We start from the raw sequence: 24,107 nt of genomic DNA on the forward strand, positions 1-24,107 counted from the left end.
ATGCAAAAATATTACTTCAAGGGGCTAGATTGCCCCGATTGTGCGAATAAATTAGAGGCAGAGCTCAACAAACAAAGCTATGTCAAGGCGGCCCAGGTGTCTTTTAACACGAACACCTTGTATTTGGACTGCCAAGACTTTTCTAAGGTCTTAGAGCTCATCAAACGGCTAGAGCCGGAGATGGAGATTTTGCAAGAGGAGGCTGAGGAGGACGCGCCCTTGAGCGTGTATCCTCTGCTCTCTTGCATTGTGTTGTTTGTGCTGTCTGTGGGGGTGTTGCACTTTGCAACAAGCCCGCTTTTAAGGGGTTTGAGTTACGCTCTTTTGGCAGGGGTGTATCTCTTTGCGGGCAAGGATGTGTTCTTAGGGGCGTTTAACAGTCTAAAGAATAAACGCTTTTTTGATGAGAACACGCTGATGCTCAGTGCCACCATCGCCGCCTTTTGTGTGGGGGCGTATGAAGAATCCGTATCCGTGATGGTTTTTTTCTCTGCTGGGGAGTTCTTGCAAAGCTTAGCCATCAAACGCTCTAAAAAGTCCTTGCAAGCCTTGCTAGATGTCGCTCCAAATTTAGCCTTTGTCAAGACAGAAGAGGGCTTAAAGCAGGTGCACCCTGAAGAGCTAAAAATCGGGGATATTGTGGTTGTTAAAGTGGGGGAGAAAATCCCCACCGATGGAGTGGTGCTCAGTGGCGAGAGTTTACTCGATCAAAAACCCCTAACGGGCGAGCCCATGCCCGTCAATGTGCGTGAGAATAGCGCCGTTTTAGGCGGGAGCATTAATTTAAAAGCCGTGCTAGAGGTGCGGGTGAGCAAGACCTATAAAGACTCTTCGGTGGCTAAAATCGTGGATTTGGTGAGCAACGCCGTGAGCCAAAAATCCCAAACCGAAAAGCTCATCACCACCTTTGCCAAATACTACACCCCCGCCGTGTTTTTCATTGCCCTAGCCATTGCCACCCTCCCCCCGCTCTTAGGGCACGGCAGCTTTCACGAGTGGGTGTATCGTGGGCTCATTGCTCTAATGGTGTCTTGCCCCTGTGCGCTGGTGATCTCAATCCCTTTAGGCTACTTTGGGGGGGTCGGGGCGGCAAGTAGGCTTGGCATTCTCATTAAAAGCGTGCACACGCTAGAAACCCTGACACAGATTAAAAATATCGCCTTTGACAAAACGGGGACTTTGAGCAAGGGGGAATTTGAAGTGGTGGAGGTGGTGAACCAGCCCCATTTTAGCCGTGAAGATGTCTTGCGTTTTGCCAGCTGTGCGCAGATCCTCTCCACCCACCCGATTGCCAAGTCTATCCAAAAGGCTTGCCAAAATCTATGTGAACACAACATTGAGGAGTTTAACGAAATCGGGGGCATGGGCGTGCAAGCTAAATGCTGTGCAAATTTAATCGTGGCAGGCAACGACCAAATCTTGCATAAATACAACATCCCCCACCCTAGTTGCAGCCTAGAGGGGACGATCGTGCATGTGGCGACCAATGGGGAGTATGTCGGCTACATTGTAGTCGCTGACTCGCTTAAAGAGGATGCTAAAGAGTGCCTACAAACCCTTAAAAAAGGGGGCTTAGAGCATTTTTGTATCCTTAGTGGAGATAATGAACACGCCACTAAGAGCGTGGCTAAGGCGCTAGATTGCACTTACCACGCAGGGCTTTTGCCCGAGCAAAAAGTGGCAGCCTTTGAGAGCTTTAAAGCCCAACACAAGGGCTTAAGTGCCTTTGTGGGGGATGGGATCAACGATGCGCCCACTTTGGCGATGGCAGATGTGGGCGTGGGGATGGGCAGCGCGAGCCAAGTGAGCAAAGAGAGCGCGGACATCGTCATCACCAACAACGCCCTAAGCTCCATTGTGCAGGTCTTTAGAATCGCGCGCAAAACCCGCCACATTGTCATAGAAAATATCGTGTTTGCTTTAGGTGTGAAGGCATTGTTCTTGGTGTTGGGGGTTGCTGGGGAGGCGAGCCTTTGGGAGGCGGTCTTTGGGGATGTGGGTGTAACTTTGATTGCCCTAGCAAATTCTATGCGCACGATGCGCATTAAGTAATTGTTAGGTTTTCAAGGCTAGAATAAGGGTCCACTATTTTTATAAAAAGGACGCTTATGAAATTGTTACGCTTAGTTGCTATGTCAGGGGTGCTTGTGGCAGCCCTAAATGCCCAAACGATCGGGTTGAATGTCTTCCCCGAATACCAAAGTAAACCCGACCAAGAAATGCTAGACATGGCGGGCAAGGTGGAGGCGAAAAAGATGATCGTTTATTTGAGCGAGATGAAGAACCGCTACAACAAAATGACCCCCAAGCATAAAGCCGAGTTCCAAAAACACTTCCAAGATGTGTTGGCTAAAAACATTTCAAAGCTCAGCCCCTCTCAGCGCAGAAAAGAGCTCAACATGATTGAAGAGGCTTTAGTTAAACGAGAGGATAGCATTAAAAATCTAGAGGCCGAGATCCAGGAGGAATACAACTACATGGACCACTGGAAAAAACTCTTGCAGTCCGGTAGTTTTTACGATGATTTGCAAAAAAATGGTTTCAGTCTCCCCACCGCTGCAAAGAAAAAACACCGCTGACACACCGTGTCAGTCAGCGCAGCCTCCTTTTACGGGCATGCCCTAGTTTAATGATGCTCGAGGGCTTTCTAGGGCTTAGGCCCCGCTTGTCCTCTATGATTGTGTTTGCTAAGTCTAGGGCAATTTGGGGTTCATAGCCCTGTCCACTTAAATTCGCTGAAGTGCTAAACACCACGCCCAGCCTTTCTAAAAACACCAAAGTTAGAGGGTCTTGCACTACTCTAAAGGCTCGCCAACCCTCCTTGCCTTTGTAAACAAAGGTCGCCTTTTTATGGCGCACTAAAGAGCGGTGCTTTAACGGCACGCGGGGCAAATCTTTAAAACCAGCGCACACTTGCAACAGACGCTTGTTTTTAGGGCTGTTTTTGGTAGCATTTAGGCGATCTTGATCATGGCTAAAAAAGCCTATGGTCGTATCGCTTTGGGCTAGGATCACACCCGCTTTTGTACGCAAATCTTGATGTGGCATGTTCGTCCTTTATTTAAGCATTTTAACCAAATTAGTGATTTTAAACTTTCAAAGTTTTTATGTTAGAATGCCGTTTTTATTGACCCCAACTTTGGTGAGGAAGATCCATGAACCTTGGAGCGAAGATTATCAGCGTTATTTTCTTATCTCTCTTGATTTTAGGGAGTGCGGTGATCTTGATCGCCAACCACGAGCAGCACAAATTGATATTCTCTATTTTGGACAGCCAAAAGCGGGGGGACAGGATAAGTCGTGAAGACGATTTGCGCTACATCACCCATCTACTTGAACAAGGCATTGCTGGTTTTTATAAAGTCTTTCCTAAGGAACAGGCGCAAAAAATGGCCCTGGAGTACTTTGGCGAAATCAACGCCGACAAGGGCGTGATCTATATGGTGGTGGTGGATAAAAAAGGCACGGTGCTCTTTGACCCGGTCAATCCCACCACCGTGGGCAAAAGTGGGCTGCACTTGATGAGTGTAGACAATGTCTGCTATGTGTGTGGCTACATCAAAGAGGCCGACAATGGAGGGGGCTACACCTACTACAAAATGCCTAAGTTTAACGGCGGCACGCCAGAGCCTAAGGTCGCCTACAGCCATTACGACCCCACAAGTGGCATGGTGATTGTCGCCACGACTTACTTTAGCGACATCTTAAGTGCCTCATTAAAAACCCGTAAAGAGGTGCAGGCAAAGGTCATCGAAAATATCGACACGCTGACCATGTGGATCACCATGATCATGACGATTTTGATTGCACTTACAGCCATCTTCACCTTTTACACCATCATCCGTCGTTTGAACCAACTGGTGCAAAAGGTGTACGACTTTAGCCTGGGCGATCGGGATTTGACCCAGCGTATCCGTGCCAGCCGCAGCAATGATGAGATAGGCAAAATCGGAGATGGGATCAACCACTTTGTCGAAAGCATACAAGGCTTTTTTAACGATATCAAAGCCAACAGTAGCAACACCAGCGGGGTTGCCCAAACTCTGCACACCACAATCAAGAGTGCCCTAGCGGGCATGCAAAGACGCTCAGAGATGTTACAGCAAATCCAAGATCGGAGCAACGACATCGGCAATGTCGTGACCCAAAACGCCCAAGAAGCTGAGGAGAGTCGAAAAAACATCGCTGAGGTCCAAGAGTCAATCCGAACCTCGGATAAGGCGATCACAAACCTATTTAACCAAATCACGGAGGCAAGCCACACCGAAGAGGACTTGGCCGGTAAGGTTGAGCAACTGAGCAAAAACGCTGATAGCGTGAAAAGCATTTTGCACATCATCAACGACATCGCCGACCAAACGAACTTACTCGCCTTAAACGCCGCCATCGAGGCAGCAAGAGCGGGCGAGCACGGGCGGGGCTTTGCTGTGGTGGCTGATGAAGTGCGCAATTTGGCAGCAAGGACTCAAAAAAGCCTAGCAGAAATCAATTCCACCATCGGGGTGATTGTGCAAGAAATCAACGATGTGAGCAGCCAAATGAACTTAAACTCTAAAAAGATCGAGCAATTAAGTGGGGTGAGCTTAGAGGTGCAAAAGCAATTTAAAGACATGAGTGAGAGTTTGGATGGTGTAGTCGGGCGCGTCGGTGCCTCCATTGAGAACATCATCGGTACGAAAAAAGACATCGACAACATCAACCAAGACTTCGCAGAGATCGAGGTGATCAACCAAAAAACAGCCAAAGAGGCAAATATCATCATCGAGGCGGCTAACTCCCTTAGCAACGCTACCATCGAGCTCAGCAGCAAAATCGGGCAGTTTAAATCCTAGGGGTGTTGGTTTTAGGCATCGATCCGGGCAGCCGCAAGTGCGGGTATGGGGTGGTGGATTTGCACAGCGTGAAACTCATCGGCGCGGGCTTCATCAAGGTACAGAGCGCGCCCTTGCAAGAGCAGATTTTAGAGGTTGTGGCAGGGCTCGAGCAGGTTTTTAAGGCCTATCCCATTGCGGAGGTGGCGATGGAGGATATTTTTTACGCCTACAATCCCAAGAGCGTGCTGAAATTGGCGCAATTTAGAGGCGCGCTGGGCTTGAAGATTTTACAAGAAAAGGGGCATTTTAGCGAATACACCCCTTTGCAAATCAAAAAAGCGATCACAGGGCATGGCAAGGCGAGCAAGGAGCAGGTGGCTTTCATGGTGAAAAAAATCCTAGGCATTAAAAACGACATCAAGCCCCTAGACATCACGGACGCGATCGCCATCGCCCTAACCCACGCCCAGCAGCGCAAAGCCCCCCAATGCTAGAAGACTTACTAGAAACCCTAAAAACGCACATGAGCACCTACGAGTTTCAAACCTACATACAACCCCTATACTTTGACCCTCACGCTTCTAACGCCACTTGTGCCGTGTTTTACGCCCCCAATGTGTGGCTAGCAAATTACATCAAAACCCGCTACGGCGCGCTCTTAGAGCAGGTTTTAAGCGCAAAACAAAACACCCCCCTAAAGGTGCAAATTTGCCCTAAAGAGACCAAGCCCAAAGCCCCCCCAAAACCCCTAATCAAAGCCCATAAAAACCCCACCTTAAACCCCGCTTTCACTTTTGACACGCTGGTTGTGGGGGCGTGCAACCACATGGCAGTAAAAGTCGCCTCCCAAGTGGCACAAAAAAGTGGGGTGTATAACCCGGTGCTCTTCTTTGGGGGTGTGGGGCTTGGCAAGACGCACATTTTAAACGCCATTGGCAACACGGCGTGCGATCGCCTGCAAAGCGTGCTGTATGTGACGGCAGAGCAGTTTTTAAACGATTATGTGTTTCGCTTGAACAACCACAGCATGGACAAATTTCAAGAAAAATACCGCTCTTGCGACTATCTTTTGATCGACGATGTACAGTTTTTCGGCGGCAAAGAGATGGTGCAAGAGGAATTTTTCCACACTTTCAACACCCTACACGCCCAGGGTAAACAAATTGTGATGAGCTCAGACAAACCCCCTAAGCACATCAAGGGGCTAGCCGATCGCCTACTCTCGCGCTTTGAAATGGGCATGATCGCCAGCATCCAAGCCCCCATGCTCGACACCAAGATCGCCATCCTCACACAAAAATGCCAACTCAACCACATTTGCATAGACCAAGAGATCGTGGAGTATTTAGCCAGCCACATCCACGAAAACATCCGCCAATTAGAGGGTGCGCTCTTGCGCCTGAATGCCACCGCAGCCTTAAGCGGAGAGGAGATCAGCCTACGCATGGCAGAGGAAATCTTAAAGGACACCACAAAAGAACGCTTGCAAGAGGTGGGCTTGGAGGATATTTTAAAGGTAGTGGCACAAACTTTAAATCTTAAGCCCGCCGACATCCGCAATAACTCACGAAACCGCCAAGTTGCCCTGGCTAGAAAGCTCATCATCTACCTAGCCCGCACGCTCACGGACACCTCCACGAACGCGCTTGCGCAGTTTTTGGGCTTAAAGGATCACAGCGGGGTGAGTAAGGCGAGCAAAACCATTGCGCAAAGCATGACTAAGGAAAACCACACTAGGCTGTTGGTGGAGGAAATGCAGGCCAAGATCAACAGCTCCAAGCCCGTTTAATCTAGTTTGTAGTATAATTCTTAGACACACTTTATACATCAAATCATGGAAAAAGGGTAACGATGCGATCTTACATGGGCGATAAAATTAAAGTATTGAAAGGTTTAGAGGGGGTGCGCAAACGCCCAGGGATGTATATCGGGGACACAAACATCAATGGCTTGCACCACATGGTTTATGAAGTCGTGGATAACTCCATCGATGAGAGCATGGCAGGCTTTTGCACGCAGATTAAAATCACTTTAACGCAGTATGGCTCGTGCATTGTAGAGGACAATGGGCGGGGTATCCCCGTGGACATCCACTCCACAGAGGGTATCCCCGCCGCCACGGTTGCGCTCACGGTGCTGCACGCCGGGGGCAAGTTTGACAAAGAAACCTATAAGGTCTCAGGCGGGCTGCATGGCGTGGGCGTGAGTGTGGTGAACGCCCTATCTAAAAAGCTCTTAATGACAATCAAAAGAGAGGGCAAGATTTACACCCAAGAGTTTGAAAAGGGTGTGCCCACCACGCTGTTACTTGAGGGGGGTAGCACTAAAGAAACGGGCACCACCATTGAGTTTTTCCCCGATGAGAGCATCATGGAAGTCGTGGCATTTGACGCTAAAATCTTAAAAAAACGTTTCCAAGAAATGGCGTATTTAAACCATAATGTTACCATCACCTTTTGCGACCAGCCCAACAACCTAAAAGAGGTCTACCACTATGAAGACGGCTTAAAGCAATTCATTTTAGATACAAACAAAGCCCCCTTAATCTCTCAAGTCATCACCTTTAGCGGGGAGGGCGAGGATATGGAGGTGGAGATCGCCCTAGCCTACAATGAGGGTTATAGCGAGCAAATGTTTAGTTTTGTCAATAATATCCGCACGCCAGAGGGAGGCACACATGAGGCGGGCTTTCGCATGGGGCTTAGCCGTGCGATCTTAAACTATATCCAAGAAAACGCCAGCGTGCGCGAAAAAGAGGCGGGCGTGATCCAAGAGGACATTAAAGAGGGCTTGGTGGCGGTGGTGTCGGCGAAAGTGCTAGAACCGCAATTTGAGGGGCAGACCAAAGCCAAACTTGGTAGCTCTTTTGTGCGCCCCATTGTGGCTAAACTTGTCTATGAAAAAATGGCAAAATTCTTTGAGGAAAACCCCAGCGTGGCTAAGGCGATCATGCAAAAGGCACTCTTAGCCGCAAGGGGCAGAGAGGCGGCTAAAAAGGCAAAGGAACTCACCCGCAAAAAGGACAACTTGAGCGTGGGGACTTTGCCGGGCAAGCTAGCCGATTGCCAAAGTAAAGACCCTAGGGAGTGTGAAATTTATCTAGTAGAGGGGGATAGTGCGGGCGGTTCAGCCAAACAGGGCAGGGATCGCGCCTATCAAGCCATTTTACCCCTAAGGGGCAAGATTTTAAATGTGGAGAAGTCGCATTTAAGCAAGATTTTAAAGTCTGAAGAGATCAAAAACATGATCACCGCCTTTGGGTGTGGGGTGGGCGAGGAATTTAACCTAGAGAAGTTGCGTTACCATAAAATCATCATCATGACCGATGCCGATGTGGATGGCAGCCATATCCAAACCTTGTTGATGACCTTTTTCTACCGCTACTTAAAGCCTTTAATCACTAATGGACATGTGTATATCGCCCAGCCCCCGCTTTACCGCTTTAAGAAAAAGAAAATTGAAAAATATTTAAAAGATGAGAAAGAATTAAACCACTTCTTGATCGAGCATGGGATTGATAGCACTTCTATCGAGGGCATTGGGCGGGCGGATTTATTAGCCCTGCTAAAGACTTTAAGCGGCTACCGCTCAGTGCTCAAAGAGCTAGAAAAACGCCCCTTGATGTTTGAGGTGTTGCGTTATCTAGTGGAGTTGCCAGAGCGTCCCAGTTTTGACACCCTAGCCAAAGATTTACATGCCTTTTTAGAGGGCATTTCTTGTCAAGTGCTCAGCCAAGAAGTGATGGCCGATGGGGTGCATTTCTTTGTACGCACCAAATTAGGGTTAGCGGAATTATTGGTGGATGAAGCTCTATTTAACGACCCCTTGTTTATGGAGGCTAAGGATTTGGCACAAAAAATCCAAGAATTTGATCTAAGTGTGCTTGGCATGGATTGTTTGGATTATTTAGCCGACATTGAGGGGCGGGCTAAACAAGGGGCGTATATCCAACGCTACAAAGGGTTAGGGGAGATGAACCCCGAGCAGCTTTGGGAAACCACGATGTTTGAGGCTAACCGCAATTTACTAAGAGTGGCTTTAGAGGATGAAGAGAGTGCAGATGCGGCGTTTAACCTATTCATGGGCGATGAGGTCGAACCCCGCCGCCTTTATATCCAAGCCCACGCCAAGGATGTGAAAAACCTAGACATTTAGTCGACAAGCTCGCTAGTGGGGCGTTCGTTTCTGCTTTGCTTGTTCTTTTCTTGGTGGGCCAATTCGGCTATCCGCAGTTCGCGTTTAGCGTACTCATTGTCAAACTCGACAGCTTTTTTCAGCGTCTCAATGTCGATCATTTGAGTAGACAAAGCTTTGGGGTTCGCCCCATTGCCTAGCAAATACAAGGCTATCCCGATGTACTCTTTACGCAAGGGGGTCGTGGAAAAATCACCAACCCATAATCTCTCGACCCTCAAAGCACCCCCGTGTACATCCCCTGCCCCATTGGCATACAAAACATCTTTAACGAGTTTTAGAGCTTTTGCGCTGTCAACTGACACACAAGCCCCCTCGACGTAAGCACTCGCCAAACCCACTTTAGCTACAAGCATGGCAAGTTCTTTATCGTTATGGCCGTGGCTAACGACAAGTTCAAAGTAACCCACAGCCCGGCAAGCGTCCTTTTTAACCCCCCATCCACCTAGATACATCTTGCCCACAAAGGCAGTGGCGAGCAAGTCACCTTTTTTATGCGCTTGTGTGTAAAACACTAAAGCTTCTTTGTTGTGGCCATGGCTTTCAAACTCTATGCCCCTTTGCACCAACGCACTCACACCCTCCTCAGCTTGCAAAAGAGCTGAAAGACCCAAACAAAAAACCAACTTTTTAAAAATAGACACAAGACACCTCCTATTTTTGTTCCGTTTAAGTCAAACTTAAGTCAAATTTGAGGGAAACCGGAGATAGCCTTCCACAAACATAGGCGTTTCATTTGAATCTCCTAAAAAGCAAAGTGCTAGGAATCTAACATAAAAGGGTTAAAAAATCAAATTCTCTAAAGCAAGCGCAGAGTTTGGTTTTCTAAAAGATAAGTCCTTGTGCACCCCTTGGCGATCTTTTCATCGTGAGTGGCTAGGATCAAAACCCCCTCTTGTTGGTGGGTATACTCTTGCAACACTCCCATCACGGCTAGGGCGGTGGTGCTGTCTAAATTGCCCGTGGGTTCATCGGCAAAGATGATCTTGGGCTTCTTGGTTAAGACCCTAGCGATGGAGAGGCGTTGTTGCTGTCCGCCACTAAGCTCCCCGATTTGTTGCTTTAGGGTGTGGGCGATGCCAAGGGTTTCTAACAAAGCGGGGTCTATGGGTTGGTTGGTAAGGATGGATGCCACTTGCAAATTCTCTAAGGCGTTAAAGCCCCTAAAGAGGTAGTGGGCTTGGAAAATGATGCCGATGTCGTGCCGTCTTAGGGCTAAAAGGGTTTTTAAAGGCAGGGCGTAGATGTCTTGGTATTGCAGTAGGCGCACCTGCCCCTGCAAGGGTTTTAGCATGGTGGATAAATTGTTTAAAAGGCTAGACTTCCCACTCCCACTCACGCCTAAAAGGGCGATGGACTCGCCGGGGGCGGCGTGTAGGTGTAGGCCTTGGTATAACCAATTTTCAAATTTGTGGCCTAAATTGGTGGCTTCTAACATGGGGCTCACTTAAAAACTTGATCGCCAAAGAGGGTGGGGCTTAGGATATAGGCAGGTGATTTGTTGGCGCTGTGGATGATGGTTTTGTCAAAACGGCGGGCGTAGTATTTTAAGAGCATGCGCTGTAAAAAGGGCTCGATGCTGGGCACAAACCATGCGTTGTTGCTGATGACCACCAAGTAGGGAGGGCTGTTTTTATAGGCTTTGGCAGAAGTGCCCTCATAGCACACAAGGGGGCGCAGGTGCAAGGCGGTGGTGTTAAAGTCGCTAAAGTGTTCAGCGTGCCCTAGCTTAAAGACTTCGGGCCCAAAGAAAAAACGATCTAGGGTGTTGGCGATGGAGTCAGGAAAGGGCATGCTCTCGCCAAAGGGGGCGAGGATGACTTTATGGGCGTAGTGGTAATTCCCCTTGTCAAAAATGTAGGTGGAGTTGTAGATGGTTTTGCCCTCTTCATAGAGTCCGCCGGCGATGATGGTGATGTCTTGGCTTAATTTGAGTAAGAGGGGGATTAAAGAGCTTTTGTTTAGGGCGATGGGGAAGGCGGTTTCGGGTAGAATCACGGCTTTTTGGTGTTTTTTAATCGCCTGATTGATGAGAGTAAAGTTTGCGTCAATATTTAACTTCAATGTGGCAACACTCCATTTATCCGCTTGGTTGATCTGTGTGCTGATGGGCTCAACGCCTTTTAGTGGGGGCGTGCCCTTAGGCATTTGTAAAGTGCACACCAAGAGCACGCCCGCCGCAATGCGGGCGTACAAGGGGTTTAAACGCTTCTCTACCAAGAGCGCAAGCGCGCATAAAACCACCAAGAAGCTGAGCTTATCCACCCTAAAGAAAGAGTAGGCAAAGAAAGCATCGGGGACAAACCAGTCAAAGCCAAAAGGGTGGATGTAGCTGGCTAGCCACAGCGCAGGCACTCTATAGAGCAGGGATTGTTTAAAGAGCAAGAGATAAAACAAGACCCCATAGCAAAGAGCCACCAAGAGGACGATGAGGGGCATTAAAAGGGGGTAGGTGTTGTAACGAAAGCTTAGAGCTGTCCAATAAAACATCCCAAACCCCACGAACAGCCCGAACAAAAAGCGTTGTTTGGCATTTAGGCGCAAACACACCCATAGGCTTAAGGGGGCTAGAACACTCTCTGCCAGTGCCAAGAATTTAGGCGCACCGCTAAAGAGTGCCCCTACATACAAGGGGGCTAAAAACAGCACTGCCCAAAAAATTGGGATTTTGAAGGGCAAGAAAAGAGGGTGTTTTAAGCTTAGAAAAAACAAAAACAAACCTTACGGCAACGATATTTTAAGCTTGGCATTGTAAAATACCTTATCTTAAAGATTGCCTTTGGAGCTTTTGTTGTTGATTTTTTAAGAGAATGGGTGGTGATGGGTTTTTATGTTGACATCGCTTTGTTAGTGTTTGTGGTTGCAGTTGGAATTCGGGGGTTTTACAACGGCTTCATTGACGAAGTGGCTGGCTTGCTTGGCATCGTGGTGGGGGTGTTTTTAGCCTCTAGGTGGGCGCATGCCGTGGGGGCAAGTTTTTCTAGTCATGTCTACGCCTTTAAAGATCCTTCACTAAATGATTTAGTGGGCTTTGTCGTGGTGTTGGCGGGGGTGTGGATCGCCTTTTTGGTGTTGGGGATTGTGGTGAGCAAGGCGATCACTCTTAGTAATTTGGGCGTGTTGGACAAGATTTTGGGTTTTGTCTTTGCATGTGCCAAAATGTTTTTGATCTTGTCTTTCTTACTTTATGCCATCTCCCGCCTTGCCTTTATGAAAACCATAGACAACTACTTGCACACCCATAGCCAGGTTTACCCCTACATGTACAGCGTGGCTTCGCACATTTTGCGAATTAAAGAAGTCCAAGAGTTTGGCGAGATAATCCAACAAAAAGCCCAAAACGCTAAAAAAGAAAGCATACAGCTTTTAGAAAAAACGCAAAAATCCCTTGCGCCAACCCATTAAAAGCGAATCAAAATGTTTAACACCCCCTATATCCAACAACGCTTGCAAAAAGCCGACAGCTTGCGCCAAGCGCATAAAAACCCCTACGACAACCAAGTCCAGCGCACTTTAAACAACGCCGCCTTTTTGGAGAAGTTCAGCGACCTACACAGCAAAGACGAGCCCAAAGACCCAAATAGCGTCCACGCCCTAGTGGGGCGGGTGCGTTTCATGCGGCTCATGGGCAAGGCGTGCTTCATCAAAATCGAGGATCAAAGCGCGTTGTTGCAGGTGTATTTGTCCCAAAATGATTTAGGCAAAGAGGGCTTTGAGGACTTTAAAAAATGCGTGGAGGTGGGCGACATCGTCAATGTCATCGGCTACCCCTTTGTTACAAAAACCAAAGAATTAAGCCTGCACGCCACCGCTTGTAAAATCCTCACCAAAGCCATTGTGCCCCTACCCGAGAAATTCCACGGCTTAAGCGATATAGAGCTGCGCTACCGCCAACGCTATGTGGATTTGATCGCCAACCCCGAAGTCAAAGAGGTGTTTAAAACTCGTAGCAAAATCGTCGCCACCATCCGCCGTTTCTTTGAAGAAAAGGGCTTTTTGGAAGTGGAAACCCCGATGATGCACCCCATTGCCGGCGGGGCAAACGCCCGCCCCTTCATCACCTACCACAACGCCCTAGAGGTGGAGCGGTATTTAAGAATTGCCCCCGAGCTGTATTTAAAACGCCTTGTGGTGGGGGGCTTTGAGGCGGTGTTTGAGATCAACCGCAATTTTAGAAACGAGGGCATGGACCACTCCCATAACCCCGAATTTACCATGCTCGAATTTTACTGGGCGTATAAGACTTATGAGGACTTGATCACGCTCACCAAGGAGCTTTTTAGCACGCTCTTAAACACCCTAAACTTGCCCGCCATCCTCACCTACCAAGAGCACCAAATCGACTTTAACGCCGTGCGGGTGCTTGGCTTTAAAGAGGCGCTAGAGCAAGTGGGCGGGCTAGACAAGGACACCATCAGCGACCCTAAAAAATTACAAGCCTATTTAGAAAAAGAGGGCGTGCGTTTAGAGGGGATGATTAACCATGGCAAGCTTTTAGCCGAAGCCTTTGATTTGTGTGTGGAGGGTAAACTCATCAACCCAACTTTCATCACAGAATACCCCATTGAAATCAGCCCCCTAGCTAGGCGCAACGATACAAACCCCGACATTGCCGATCGCTTCGAGCTCTTCATTGCGGGCAAAGAAATCGCCAATGGTTTTAGTGAGCTCAACGACCCCATAGACCAATACGGGCGTTTTGAAGAGCAAGTGAGGGCCAAAGAGAGCGGCGATGAAGAAGCGCAATTCATGGATACAGACTATGTGTGGGCCTTAGGGCATGGCATGCCCCCCACAGCCGGCGAGGGGATCGGCATCGATCGGCTCGTGATGTTGCTCACCAACTCTAAAACGATCAAAGATGTGATCTTATTCCCGGCGATGAAGCCCGAAAATAAGGACAACCATGCCTAAGTATTTTTTAGAGCAAAGCGACCCCGAGTTGTTTGGGTTGATTAAAGAGGAGTGGGTGCGTCAAATTGCCCACTTAGAGATGATCGCCAGCGAAAACTACACCTTTGAGAGCGTGATGGAGGCGATGGGCAGCGTTTTAACGAATAAATACGCTGAAGGCTACCCCAATAAACGCTACTATGGAGGCTGTGAGGTGGTGGACAAAATCGAAAGCCTTGCCATTGAAAGGGCAAAAAAACTCTTTAACTGCGCCTTTGCCAATGTCCAGCCCCACTCAGGCTCTCAAGCTAACATGGCAATTTACCACGCCTTGTTAAAACCCTATGACAAAATTCTAAGCATGGAACTTAGCAGCGGGGGGCATTTAACCCATGCATCTCAAGTCAGCATGACGGGGCAACACTTTCAAGGTTTTCATTATGGAGTTAATGATGAGGGGTGGATCGACTACGAGGAAGTTTATAAAATCGCCCAAGTTGTGCGCCCTAAACTCATCGTTTGTGGATATTCGGCTTACCCACGAGAAATCGACTTTAAACGCTTTAGAGAGATCGCCGACTCGGTGGGGGCTTTGCTCATGGGCGATGTCGCCCACATCGCCGGGCTTGTGGTCGCCGGCGAGCACCCCCACCCCCTGCCCCATTGCCACATCATCAGCAGCACGACCCACAAAACCCTAAGAGGCCCTAGAGGTGGGATTGTCTTAACCGATGATGAGGAGATCGCGGCTAAGGTCAATAAAGCCCTATTCCCGGGCACGCAGGGCGGGCCTTTAATGCATGTCATCGCCGGCAAGGCGGCGGGGTTTTTAGAGAACCTTAAACCCGAATGGCGCACTTACGCTAAAGCTGTGAAAGCACACACGCAGGTTTTAGTGCAGGGGCTCTTAGAGCAGGGTTTTAACTTAGTGAGTGGGGGGAGCGACAACCACTTATTAGTGATGCGCTTTGAAGACTTTAGCGGTAAAGAGGCTGAAGAGGCTTTAGGCAGGGCGGGGATCATCGTGAATAAAAACACGGTGCCCGGTGAAAAGAGAAGCCCCTTTATCACCAGCGGGATTAGGCTAGGCGCAGCCGCCCTCACGAGTCGGGGGTTAGACTCTAAAGCCTTTGCCTTCATCGCTGAGAAAATAGCCCAAGTTTTACGCAATATCAAAGGCGATCAAAGTGGGGTTTACCAAGAGATCGAGGCATTTAGCAAGGGGTATAAAACCTATGCACAGCCCATTTTTTAAGGAACAGCATGGTTGAAATGGACTTAAAGTTAATCAAAATACAAACGGGTTTTTACTATGCCTTAAAGCCGGGCTTGGGACAGAGGGTAACCCACATGGGGCGTTGCTATTACGATAAGTTTGAGAAAGTCGAAGCGCCCTTAACTTCCATGTTGATCCAAAAGCACTGGAAAAAAGAGCTCACCATCGCCCACGCCTTGATTTTGCCCAACAATAAAGTTGAAAACATTGTCTTTGACTACAACGGGCGCAATCCCGAGCGCTTTTACCACAAGGCGCAACTCTTGCTAAGAGAGGAAGGATTTATAAACTTCACTGCCTACGAGAGCAAGACCCCCGGGCATTTGCACCTCTATGTGCACAAGGGCCACACCGAACTTAGCGAAGGACAGCGTTTGATACGCACCTTGTCTATGAAACTCGCACAAGGCTTGCCAAATGAATGGCGGGTTTTCCCCAACACCGATTTACCCCATTCCTTTAATATACTGATCTTGCCCTATGGGGTTTACGCTAAAGAGCGGGGTGCGGGCTGGGCAAGACACATGTAATGAAAGGATCACAATGGACAAAAACGAATTTAGTGAACTTGAACAAGGCTTAAACAGAAGGCTCAATGAAGTGGTGAATGGGCATGAAGAGCAAAAAGGCTCAGGGCTCAAAAAAATCCTCCTCATCGTGGCCATCGCGCTCATCATTTTAGTGGTGGTGGTTTTGGTATTTTATAAAAGCACGAGAGAGCCGGCCAAAAGTGCATCTTTACCCCCTGAAAAAAATATGCAAAAGGTCGGTAACGGCCACGACTTTGAAAGCTTGACTTTAGAACCTGCGGTAAAAAAGCCCGAGGAAGATCGCTTTGATAAAATCGTCAAAGACATCCAGAGCAAGCAAAACCAATCCCCCACAGAGGACAACAATAACGCTAAGTTAAACGCTCTACCAGCAAGTCCCCTAGATAGACCCACACCCACACATAAAGACATAGGACAATCCGCCCCCACGCATAAACCCGTGAATAAGGAACATACAGAAGCCCATAAAGAAATCCACCACGAAGCGCACAAGCCCGAACAAGCACATAAGTCTGAGCACCACGAAGCGCACAAAGCCCACCAAGAAGCCCATAAGCCCACACACCACAAAAAAGAAGCCATCCACACAGCGCATAAAGTGGAGCACAAGGTAGAAAGCAAGGCAGAACACCCTGTCCATAAAGAAAAGCCCGCACACGCCACAAAGCACGAGAGCAAACCAGTTGCTAAACACCCGACTGCGGTGGGTCTGCCTAAGGGTTTTTATTTGCAAGTGGGCGTGTTTAGTAAAACCCCGAATACTAAATTCTTAGAGGCACTCAAAGCCTATCCACACAAAGTCCAAGACTTTAAGGGGCAAAAGCGTTACTTGATCGGTCCCTTTGAGAGCAAGGAAAAAGCCGATGAGGAGCTCGAAAAAGTGAGTAAAGATGTGGCTAAACCCGTGCATGTGCAGATCAAATAATGTTTTATCAGCTGAAATACAGCCCGCATGGGGTACAATCCCCCGTCTTTTTATTTTTTAAAAATTATTTTTCAAAAGGGATAGATATGAACGCTGTGCATTCTCAAAAAGCTCCTAGAGCTATTGGCCCTTACTCTCAAGCGATTGCCACTGAGCACCTTGTGTTTGTGTCCGGGCAATTAGGCATTAACCCCGCAACGGGTGAGTTTGCCGGAGCGGATATCAAGGCGCAAGCCACGCAGTCCATGGAAAACATCAAGGCAATTTTACACGCCGCCGGGCTTGGCATGCACCACATTGTCAAAACCACGATTTTATTAAAAAGTTTAGACGACTTTGCGGTGGTGAATGAAATTTATGGGAGCTATTTTAAAGAACCCTACCCCGCCCGTGCCACTTTTCAAGTCGCAAAACTGCCTAAAGATGGCTTGGTTGAAATCGAAGCCATTGCCCAAAAATAACAGGAGAAGTCTATGCAAAAAGATGCCGTTGTCATCGGTGGAGGCATTGTCGGTTTAAGTTGTGCCTATTCCTTGCATAAACTCGGGCGCAAGGTTAGCGTGATTGAAAAGGGGGATGGGAGCAACGGGACTTCCTTTGGCAACGCCGGATTGATCTCCGCCTTTAAAAAATCTCCGCTCTCTTGCCCGGGCGTGGTGGGCGATACGCTAAAACTCATGTTAAAGGGTCAAGCTCCTTTGAGCATCCATTGGGGTCTAAACGCCCAACTTTATAAATGGTTGTGTAAATTCGTGAAAAGTGCAAACGCCAAAGCCACCGCCCGCACGATGGCACTCTTTGAACGCTACGGGTGGCTGAGTATCGATGTTTACCACGAAATGCTCGCCGATGGCATGGACTTTTGGTATAAAGAAGACGGATTGTTGATGATCTACACCTTGCAAGAAAACTTTGATAAAAAAATCAAATTATGCCAAGATCATTACGATCCTAAGACCTACGAAATTTTTGACGCTAAAAAGACCTTAGAATACATGCCCGTGGCAAAAGAAGAAACCATCGCCGGCAGTGTCCTACTCACTGAAAACGCCCATGTGGATGCCCGCGAGGTGATGGAATACCTACAAGCCTACCTCAAAAAAGAGGGCGTGGAGTTTTACTACAATGAGGAAGTGTTGGACTTTGAGTTTAGTGGGAATAAAATCAATGGGATCATCACCACGGCTAATCGCTTCCAAGCCGACACGATCATTTTATCCACAGGCGCAAACCCCCAACTCATTAAAAAAACCGGCAACGACTTTTTAATGATGGGTGCAAAGGGTTACAGCATCACCTTTGAAATGGAAGAAGAGCTCAAACCCAAAACTTCTTCCCTCTTTGCCGACATTTTCTTAGCCATGACTCCGCGCAGAAACACCGTGCGCATCACTTCTAAGCTCGAGCTAAACACCCTTGATCCTAGCATCACGCCCGCGCAGATCGCCAACATGAAGAAAAACTTCACCACTTTCACAAAGCCCTTTGTGATGAAAAACCCCGTGGAGTGGAGCGGATTTAGACCCTTAACCCCTAATGACATCCCCTACTTGGGCTATGATAAAAAATACAAAAATTTGATCCACGCCACGGGGTTAGGTTGGCTAGGCATCACCTTTAGCCCTGCCATTGGGCGCGTCATCGCCAACCTCACCACTGAGGGCGCAAACGAGAAAAGCGCAGACATCATGCTTTTCTCCGCTTTTTTCAGGGATTAACATGCGCAATTTAAAGGAAAGCCATGGGTTATTTGAACTCTTTTTTAGATCTCATCAAGGAATGGGTTTGGGGCTTACCCCTGCTCATTTTGTTGGTGGGCACGGGTTTATTCTACACCGTGGTGCTCAAGGGCTTACAATTTTCTAAAACTTTCTATGCTTTTAAGGTGCTTTGCACCCGCGATGAACACTCCAAGGGCGACATTTCGCAGTTCTCTAGTTTAATGCTCTCCATCGGGGCGACTGTGGGTATTGGCAGCATCATCGGTGTGAGTGTGGCGATTGTGTCCGGCGGCCCGGGGAGTATTTTTTGGATGTGGGTGACGGGCATTGTGGGCATGGCGACCAAATACGCCGAGGGGGTGCTGTCCTTAAAATATAGAGAAATCGGGCAATTTGGCTACAAGGGCGGACCGATGTACTACATCAAAAACGGCTTACACATGCCAAAGCTCGCGTATTTTTTTGCCATTTTCACCCTCATCGCGTCCTTTGGCATCGGTAGCATGACCCAAGCCAATGCGGTTTCCTCGATCCTCTTGCACCACGCCTCCATGCCTGCATGGCTTTCAGGGCTCATCATCTCAGGGATCACGGGGATCATTTTAATGGGCGGGATTCAATCCATCAGCAAGTTTAGCGACTACTTCGCCCCCTTTATGGTGCTCTTGTATGTCCTCACCACGATTTACATCGTAGCGGCCCACTTTAGCGAGGCGTGCAACGCCATTAAACTCATTGTAGGCAGTGCCTTTAGCCCCAAAGAGGCGATCAGTGGGACAGCAGGGGGGGTCGCGCTTTTAACCATTGTGCAAATCGGGGTGTCTAAGGGGCTCTTTTCTAACGAGGCAGGCATGGGTTCTGCCGCCATTGTTGCCGCCGCCTCTAAGAGCGCACACCCGGTAAAACAAGCCCTCATCACTATGTTACAGCCTTTAATCATCACTCTAGTGGTTTGCACCTCTACAGCCCTTTTAGTGCTGATGGCACCCGTGCACGAAACCTTCCACGATGCAAGCCTACTCACCTACGAGAGCGTGCGCTATTTCTACCCTAATGGGGGCTGGATCGTGTTTGCCTCCACGATCTTTTTTGCCTACTCCACGGCAGTGGGTTGGGCTTACTATGGGGAGCGCAGCATTGAATTTACCTTTGGCGGGGATTATATTTTTTACTACCGCATTTTGTATTTGATCGGGATTTTTGTTGGATCTGTAACTAAACTAGACTTTGTGTGGAATTTCTCCGACATCGCCAACGCCTTAATGGCCATCCCCAACCTCATCGCCCTTTTATTGCTCTATAAAGTTGTTGTGGCGGAAACCAAATCTTACTTTAATCCCCAAGAGGAAGAAGTCCAACATGCAAGAAAATCACCCCTCACGCGCTAGCTATGTAGAGGTCAACACCGCCGCCCTAGCGCATAATTTTTCACTCATCCAAGAAGTGTGTCAAATGCCTTTAATGGCAGTGGTGAAGGCGAACGCCTATGGGGCGGGGGCTTTGGGGGCTAGCCGGGTGTTTGTCAAACAGGGGGCGATCTATCTGGGCGTGGCAACTCTAGACGAGGCTCTGGAGCTACGCACGGAGTTTAAAGACATCCCTATTTTGATTTTAGGCTATACTCCAGATCACATGGCAAAAACGCTTGTAGAGCACAAGATCACCCAAACAATCTTTAGCTACAAACAAGCCGAACATTTTTCAGCTGTGGCTCTCTCACTCAAACAAAAGCTCAAGGTGCACATTAAGGTAGACACGGGCATGAGCCGCCTAGGCTTTTTACCCACGCAAGAGAACGCTAAGGAAGTGGTGAAGATCGCCAAGCTACAAGGGCTAGAAGTGGAGGGGATTTTTACTCACCACAGCAACGCCGATGCCATGTTCAAAAACTACGCCCTAGAGCAAGCCGAGCGCTTTATGGATTTTTTGGCCCAACTTAAAGCTTTGGGGCTAGAGTTTAAATACCGCCACATGGCCAACAGCGCAGCGGCTCTGTCCATGGATAATTACGGCCTAGACCTGGCCCGCGCAGGGCTCGCACTCTATGGTCTGCACCCCTCAGTCTACACGCAGGACGCACTCAACAAAAAGGGCTTAGAGTTGCAACACGCCATCACCCTCAAAGCCCACATTGTGAGCCTAAAAACCATTGAGGCAGGGCGCTTGGTGGGCTATGGGCAAGATTATTATTGTTTAGAATCTACACAAGTGGGGGTTTTGCCCCTAGGTTATGGGGACGGGCTGTCTAAAATTTTAGGAAACAAGGCGTGGGGGCTCTTGCATGGGCAAAAAGTTCCCGTGATCGGGGGGGTGTGCATGGATCAATGTTTCATTAATGTGGGTAAAATTGAGGCACAAGAGGGCGATGAAGTCATCTTGCTTGGCGACCCACAAAGTGGGGCGATGGGGGCGGGTGATGTCGCTAAGATTTTAGGCATCATCAATTACGAGGCGATCACGATGCTCACCCGCCGCCTGCCTAGGATTTATTGTAATAGCTCATAAGGAGGCTATATGCTAAAGATTCTTTTAAACTTATGCATCACCTTAAACTTTTTGCCTGCCTCTAACCTTTATGAACGGATCCGCAATAAAGACACAATTATCGTGGCAACAGAAGGCACTTACCCACCCTTTTCTTACCGCAATGAGCAGGGACAGCTCACAGGCTATGATGTGGAAGTGGCGCGCGCTGTGGCCAAAGAAATGGGCGTGAAGATCGTGTTTTACGAAATGTCCTCAAATGTGATGCTTAAAAAGTTACACTCAGGCCATGTGGATTTAATTGCCAATCAGTTAGAGATCACCAGCAACAACAGATATACCTATTTTGATGAATCCACCCCCTACACCTACTTCCATACGGTGATCGTGGGGCGCAGAGACCAAGACACCATCCACAATTTGGATAAAATTCAAGGACTACGCGCTGCGCAAAGCCGAATAGATTATGCTGGTTTAGCTCTCACCCACTATGCGCACATTATCCCGGCGGAAAACACCGAAAAAGCCCTACTGCTCATTCGAGATAGGCGCGCAGACATTACTTTTAGCACCTCTTTAAGTGCTTCAGAATACATGAGTAAATACAGCGGAGTCTTTAGGATTTTATGGGAGTCCGAGGACGAAAGGCACACGGGTTTTGTGCTCAACAAATTTAATGATGTGGCATTGTCTTGTATCAACCGTGCCCTAGAAAACTTGCGCTTAGAGGGCATGCTTAGAAAACTCAGCTTACGCTTTTTTGGCGAAAACGCCATGCACTAGGGATAACTAGCTTTCCAACTGCACAACGCGGTTCCAAGTGGCGATGATGGAATCAGGGTTGAGTGATAGGGAGCTGATGCCCTCTTTGACCAAAAACTCCGCCACCTCGATGTAGTCGCTAGGGGCTTGTCCACAAATCCCGCAATACTTGCCATGCCTTTTGCACGCCTCAATGGCACGCCTAAACATTTCTAGCATGGCGGGGTTGCGCTCATCAAAGACATGGCTAACCAATTGCCCATCGCGATCCACGCCTAAGGTGAGCTGAGTTAAGTCATTTGAGCCGATCGAAAAGCCATCAAAAAGGCTTAAAAAGTCATCGGCGAGGATCACATTGATGGGCAACTCACACATGACATATAGCTCCAGCCCGTTTTTACCCGATTCCAGCCCATTTTTACGCAAAATCTCTAAAACCTTTTTACCCTCCTCAATGGTGCGTAAAAAGGGGATCATGATTTTCATATTACTTAAGCCCATTTGCTCGCGCACCATGGATAACGCCTCACACTCCCAACCAAAAGCTTCTTTATACAGATCCGAGTAGTAGCGGCTCGCCCCTCGGTAGCCCAGCATCGGGTTTTCCTCATGGGGTTCATACACGCTTCCGCCGAGCATCCTTGCGTATTCGTTAGATTTAAAATCACTGGTGCGCACAATCACGGGTTTGGGGTAAAAGGCAGCAGAGATCATGCCCATTCCCTCGGCGATTTTCTTCACAAAAAAATCTTTAGGGCTTTCATAGCCCGCAATCAGTGCCTCTACGCGATCTTGGTTTTCTATGGGCTTGTTGTGCTGCATGTCCACTAGAGCTAATGGGTGGACCTTGATTTGGTTAAGCATGATGAGCTCCATGCGTGCTAGTCCCACGCCGTGATTAGGCAGTTGGGAGAACTTAAACGCCTTTTCGGGGTTACCTATGTTTAGATAAATTTTCGTCTTAGGTTCCTGCAAGTTGTCTAAAGCGATTTTCTCCACTTCAAAGGGGTGCGCACCCGAGTAAATGTAGCCAATCTCGCCCTCTGCACACGAGATCGTGATCTCCATGCCCGTGTAGAGCAGTTCAGTTGCCCCAAGTGCCCCCACAATCGTGGGCACGCCAATTTCGCGCGCCACAATGGCGGCGTGGCAGGTGCGCCCCCCCCGATTAGTAACGACCGCACTCGCCTTTTTCATGATAGGCTCCCAATCCGGGTCGGTGTTGTCGGTTACAAGGATTTCACCCTCTTTAAAAATGTTCATGTGATCCAAGCTGTTGATCACCCTCACTTTACCCACACCGATTTTACTGCCAATCGCCCGCCCTGTGAGCAAGACCTCCCGTCCCTCTTTGCTTTTAAAATAGTATTTTTCATACACCCGTGCGCTTTGTTTCAAGCTTTGGCTTTGCACGGTTTCAGGCCGGGCTTGCACAATGAAAATCTCCCCGCTGTCCCCGTCTTTGGCCCATTCAATGTCCATCGGGCGGTATTGCCCCGCCTCTTGGCTGTAGTGCTCTTCAATGAGCATGGCATAGCGCGCAAGGTTTAAAAGATCGGTATCGGTTAAAGAAAAGCTGTTTTGCTCTTTAGGGGTGGTGGGGACGCTCTTGGTGGGGCTTTCACTGCCCCGGCTGGCGTACACGATCTTTTGGGTTTTATCGCCTAGTTGGCGTTTGATGATGGGTTGTTTACCCGCTTTGAGTGTGGGCTTGAACACATAAAACTCATCGGGGTTTACCAACCCCCCGACCACACTCTCGCCCAAGCCCCAGCTAGAGGTGATGAAAACCGTGTCTTTAAAACCCGTTTCAGTGTCGATGGAGAACATCACCCCAGCACTGCCCTTATCGGCACGCACCATTTTTTGCACCCCCACACTGAGGGCAACTTTTAAATGGTCAAAATTCCTAGAGGCGCGGTAACTGATCGCCCTATCGGTAAATAAAGAAGCTAAGCACGCCTTAATGTAGTGGATAAGTTCGGTTTTGCCCTTGACATTCAAATAGGTGTCTTGTTGCCCGGCAAAGGAGGCATCGGGCAGATCCTCAGCAGTGGCAGAGCTACGCACCGCCACATCGGCTTCGCGCATGTGGTATTCATCGCTAAGCATTTGGTAGGCTTGCAAAATCTCATCGCGTAAGTCGGCAGGAAAGGGCGTGCCAAAGATGAGCTCGCGGATTTGCTTAGAGCGCATTTTGAGCACATCTAACTCTGTGGTGTCCACACCCTCTAACAAGCTGATGATTTGCTCTTTAATCCCCCCCTGCTCCAAGAGATACCAATAGGCTTGGCTAGTGATCGCAAAGCCATTGGGCACTTTGATCCCATTAGGCACGAGTTCTTGGAACATCTCTCCAATGCTGGCGTTCTTGCCCCCTACCAAAGGCACATCTTTATTGTTCAATTCTTTGTAAAACCGAATGTAGCGCACACTATTCCCTTGCGTTAGTCTCAAAAAGACCTTATTATAGCATGGATAGCATGG

21 protein-coding genes are annotated in these 24,107 nt (G+C 48.5%); 16 read left to right on the top strand and 5 right to left on the bottom strand.

Going from position 1 to position 24,107, the window contains the following annotated elements; translation table 11 throughout:
• Both QSJ47_RS01175 and QSJ47_RS01180 read left to right on the top strand, forming a co-directional pair.
• Positions 1-2,052 (top strand): heavy metal translocating P-type ATPase, encoded by a 2,052-nt coding sequence (locus QSJ47_RS01175; RefSeq protein WP_221271900.1) that lies wholly within the window; start codon positions 1-3, stop codon positions 2,050-2,052.
• 56 nt (positions 2,053-2,108) lie between these two features.
• Positions 2,109-2,579, top strand: a complete 471-nt coding sequence (locus QSJ47_RS01180) for a DUF1104 domain-containing protein (protein WP_285602157.1) — start codon at positions 2,109-2,111, stop codon at positions 2,577-2,579.
• Positions 2,580-2,592: 13 nt separating this feature from the next.
• On the opposite strand, the gene QSJ47_RS01185 is transcribed toward QSJ47_RS01180, so the two are convergent.
• Positions 2,593-3,048, bottom strand: a complete 456-nt coding sequence (locus QSJ47_RS01185) for a N6-threonylcarbamoyl adenosine t(6)A37 modification in tRNA (protein WP_285602158.1) — start codon at positions 3,046-3,048, stop codon at positions 2,593-2,595.
• A gap of 107 nt (positions 3,049-3,155) precedes the next feature.
• Here QSJ47_RS01185 and QSJ47_RS01190 point away from each other — a divergent pair, with 107 nt between their 5' ends.
• The 4 genes from QSJ47_RS01190 (at position 3,156) to gyrB (ending at position 8,969) form a co-directional block, all read left to right on the top strand.
• Complete coding sequence (locus QSJ47_RS01190) at positions 3,156-4,832, top strand: methyl-accepting chemotaxis protein (protein WP_285602159.1); 1,677 nt, start codon at positions 3,156-3,158, stop codon at positions 4,830-4,832.
• A gap of 5 nt (positions 4,833-4,837) precedes the next feature.
• Positions 4,838-5,308 carry a crossover junction endodeoxyribonuclease RuvC gene (ruvC, locus tag QSJ47_RS01195; protein WP_285602160.1) on the top strand — a complete coding sequence of 157 codons (471 nt, stop codon included), beginning with the start codon at positions 4,838-4,840 and terminating at the stop codon, positions 5,306-5,308.
• Positions 5,302-6,603 carry a chromosomal replication initiator protein DnaA gene (gene dnaA, locus QSJ47_RS01200; RefSeq protein WP_285602161.1) on the top strand — a complete coding sequence of 434 codons (1,302 nt, stop codon included), beginning with the start codon at positions 5,302-5,304 and terminating at the stop codon, positions 6,601-6,603. The genes ruvC and dnaA overlap by 7 nt, the downstream gene beginning before the upstream one ends.
• Before the next feature lie 62 nt (positions 6,604-6,665).
• On the top strand, positions 6,666-8,969 hold the full coding sequence (gene gyrB, locus QSJ47_RS01205) for a DNA topoisomerase (ATP-hydrolyzing) subunit B (protein WP_285602162.1): 2,304 nt from the start codon (positions 6,666-6,668) through the stop codon (positions 8,967-8,969).
• Here gyrB and QSJ47_RS01210 read toward each other — a convergent pair.
• The 3 genes from QSJ47_RS01210 to lnt all read right to left on the bottom strand — a co-directional run bounded on the left by QSJ47_RS01210 (position 8,966) and on the right by lnt (position 11,720).
• Positions 8,966-9,652, bottom strand: coding sequence for an SEL1-like repeat protein (locus tag QSJ47_RS01210; protein WP_285602163.1), 687 nt, complete (start codon positions 9,650-9,652; stop codon positions 8,966-8,968). The genes gyrB and QSJ47_RS01210 overlap by 4 nt on opposite strands.
• A 155-nt stretch (positions 9,653-9,807) precedes the next feature.
• Positions 9,808-10,446, bottom strand: a complete 639-nt coding sequence (locus tag QSJ47_RS01215) for an ABC transporter ATP-binding protein (RefSeq protein ID WP_285602164.1) — start codon at positions 10,444-10,446, stop codon at positions 9,808-9,810.
• Between the two features lie 5 nt (positions 10,447-10,451).
• Positions 10,452-11,720 (bottom strand): apolipoprotein N-acyltransferase, encoded by a 1,269-nt coding sequence (gene lnt, locus QSJ47_RS01220; RefSeq protein WP_285602165.1) that lies wholly within the window; start codon positions 11,718-11,720, stop codon positions 10,452-10,454.
• A 108-nt stretch (positions 11,721-11,828) separates the two neighbouring features.
• Here lnt and QSJ47_RS01225 point away from each other — a divergent pair, with 108 nt between their 5' ends.
• From QSJ47_RS01225 to QSJ47_RS01270, 10 genes are all read left to right on the top strand, one after another.
• Entirely contained in the window at positions 11,829-12,413 is a 585-nt protein-coding gene (locus tag QSJ47_RS01225; protein WP_285602166.1) for a CvpA family protein, read from the top strand.
• A 12-nt stretch (positions 12,414-12,425) separates the two neighbouring features.
• A complete protein-coding gene (gene lysS, locus QSJ47_RS01230; protein WP_285602167.1) occupies positions 12,426-13,922 on the top strand; it encodes a lysine--tRNA ligase in 1,497 nt (498 codons plus the stop codon).
• A complete protein-coding gene (locus QSJ47_RS01235; RefSeq protein ID WP_285602168.1) occupies positions 13,915-15,156 on the top strand; it encodes a serine hydroxymethyltransferase in 1,242 nt (413 codons plus the stop codon). Before lysS ends, QSJ47_RS01235 begins: the two co-directional genes overlap by 8 nt.
• Before the next feature lie 8 nt (positions 15,157-15,164).
• Positions 15,165-15,707, top strand: a complete 543-nt coding sequence (locus QSJ47_RS01240; protein WP_221271922.1) for a DUF1882 domain-containing protein — start codon at positions 15,165-15,167, stop codon at positions 15,705-15,707.
• A gap of 13 nt (positions 15,708-15,720) precedes the next feature.
• On the top strand, positions 15,721-16,653 hold the full coding sequence (locus QSJ47_RS01245; RefSeq protein ID WP_285602169.1) for an SPOR domain-containing protein: 933 nt from the start codon (positions 15,721-15,723) through the stop codon (positions 16,651-16,653).
• An 86-nt stretch (positions 16,654-16,739) separates the two neighbouring features.
• Positions 16,740-17,114: a RidA family protein gene (locus QSJ47_RS01250; protein WP_221271926.1), complete on the top strand. Its 375-nt coding sequence runs from the start codon at positions 16,740-16,742 to the stop codon at positions 17,112-17,114.
• 12 nt (positions 17,115-17,126) lie between these two features.
• The gene (locus QSJ47_RS01255; protein ID WP_285602170.1) at positions 17,127-18,371 is read left to right on the top strand and encodes an NAD(P)/FAD-dependent oxidoreductase; all 1,245 of its coding nucleotides are present in this window, start codon (positions 17,127-17,129) and stop codon (positions 18,369-18,371) included.
• 23 nt (positions 18,372-18,394) lie between these two features.
• On the top strand, positions 18,395-19,762 hold the full coding sequence (locus QSJ47_RS01260) for an alanine/glycine:cation symporter family protein (protein WP_221271928.1): 1,368 nt from the start codon (positions 18,395-18,397) through the stop codon (positions 19,760-19,762).
• Positions 19,734-20,879 carry an alanine racemase gene (gene alr, locus QSJ47_RS01265; RefSeq protein ID WP_285602171.1) on the top strand — a complete coding sequence of 382 codons (1,146 nt, stop codon included), beginning with the start codon at positions 19,734-19,736 and terminating at the stop codon, positions 20,877-20,879. Before QSJ47_RS01260 ends, alr begins: the two co-directional genes overlap by 29 nt.
• 9 nt (positions 20,880-20,888) lie before the next feature.
• Positions 20,889-21,641: a transporter substrate-binding domain-containing protein gene (locus QSJ47_RS01270; protein WP_285602172.1), complete on the top strand. Its 753-nt coding sequence runs from the start codon at positions 20,889-20,891 to the stop codon at positions 21,639-21,641.
• Positions 21,642-21,647: 6 nt separating this feature from the next.
• On the opposite strand, the gene ppsA is transcribed toward QSJ47_RS01270, so the two are convergent.
• The gene (ppsA, locus tag QSJ47_RS01275) at positions 21,648-24,053 is read right to left on the bottom strand and encodes a pyruvate, water dikinase (RefSeq protein WP_285602173.1); all 2,406 of its coding nucleotides are present in this window, start codon (positions 24,051-24,053) and stop codon (positions 21,648-21,650) included.
• Between the last annotated feature and the right edge of the window lie 54 nt (positions 24,054-24,107).

Origin of the sequence: Helicobacter sp. NHP22-001 (genome assembly GCF_030270165.1) — a bacterium.
Taxonomy (GTDB): Bacteria; Campylobacterota; Campylobacteria; order Campylobacterales; family Helicobacteraceae; genus Helicobacter; species Helicobacter gastrofelis.

Bases quoted from the DNA above. Each gene is read 5' to 3' on its own strand.
- QSJ47_RS01175 (WP_221271900.1), top strand. From the start codon at position 1: ATGCAAAAATATTACTTCAAGGGGCTAGATTGCCCCGATTGTGCGAAT.
- QSJ47_RS01180 (WP_285602157.1), top strand. From the start codon at position 2,109: ATGAAATTGTTACGCTTAGTTGCTATGTCAGGGGTGCTTGTGGCAGCC.
- QSJ47_RS01185 (WP_285602158.1), bottom strand. From the start codon at position 3,048: ATGCCACATCAAGATTTGCGTACAAAAGCGGGTGTGATCCTAGCCCAA.
- QSJ47_RS01190 (WP_285602159.1), top strand. From the start codon at position 3,156: ATGAACCTTGGAGCGAAGATTATCAGCGTTATTTTCTTATCTCTCTTG.
- dnaA (WP_285602161.1), top strand. From the start codon at position 5,302: ATGCTAGAAGACTTACTAGAAACCCTAAAAACGCACATGAGCACCTAC.
- gyrB (WP_285602162.1), top strand. From the start codon at position 6,666: ATGCGATCTTACATGGGCGATAAAATTAAAGTATTGAAAGGTTTAGAG.
- QSJ47_RS01215 (WP_285602164.1), bottom strand. From the start codon at position 10,446: ATGTTAGAAGCCACCAATTTAGGCCACAAATTTGAAAATTGGTTATAC.
- QSJ47_RS01225 (WP_285602166.1), top strand. From the start codon at position 11,829: ATGGGTTTTTATGTTGACATCGCTTTGTTAGTGTTTGTGGTTGCAGTT.
- lysS (WP_285602167.1), top strand. From the start codon at position 12,426: ATGTTTAACACCCCCTATATCCAACAACGCTTGCAAAAAGCCGACAGC.
- QSJ47_RS01235 (WP_285602168.1), top strand. From the start codon at position 13,915: ATGCCTAAGTATTTTTTAGAGCAAAGCGACCCCGAGTTGTTTGGGTTG.
- QSJ47_RS01240 (WP_221271922.1), top strand. From the start codon at position 15,165: ATGGTTGAAATGGACTTAAAGTTAATCAAAATACAAACGGGTTTTTAC.
- QSJ47_RS01245 (WP_285602169.1), top strand. From the start codon at position 15,721: ATGGACAAAAACGAATTTAGTGAACTTGAACAAGGCTTAAACAGAAGG.
- QSJ47_RS01250 (WP_221271926.1), top strand. From the start codon at position 16,740: ATGAACGCTGTGCATTCTCAAAAAGCTCCTAGAGCTATTGGCCCTTAC.
- QSJ47_RS01255 (WP_285602170.1), top strand. From the start codon at position 17,127: ATGCAAAAAGATGCCGTTGTCATCGGTGGAGGCATTGTCGGTTTAAGT.
- QSJ47_RS01260 (WP_221271928.1), top strand. From the start codon at position 18,395: ATGGGTTATTTGAACTCTTTTTTAGATCTCATCAAGGAATGGGTTTGG.
- alr (WP_285602171.1), top strand. From the start codon at position 19,734: ATGCAAGAAAATCACCCCTCACGCGCTAGCTATGTAGAGGTCAACACC.
- QSJ47_RS01270 (WP_285602172.1), top strand. From the start codon at position 20,889: ATGCTAAAGATTCTTTTAAACTTATGCATCACCTTAAACTTTTTGCCT.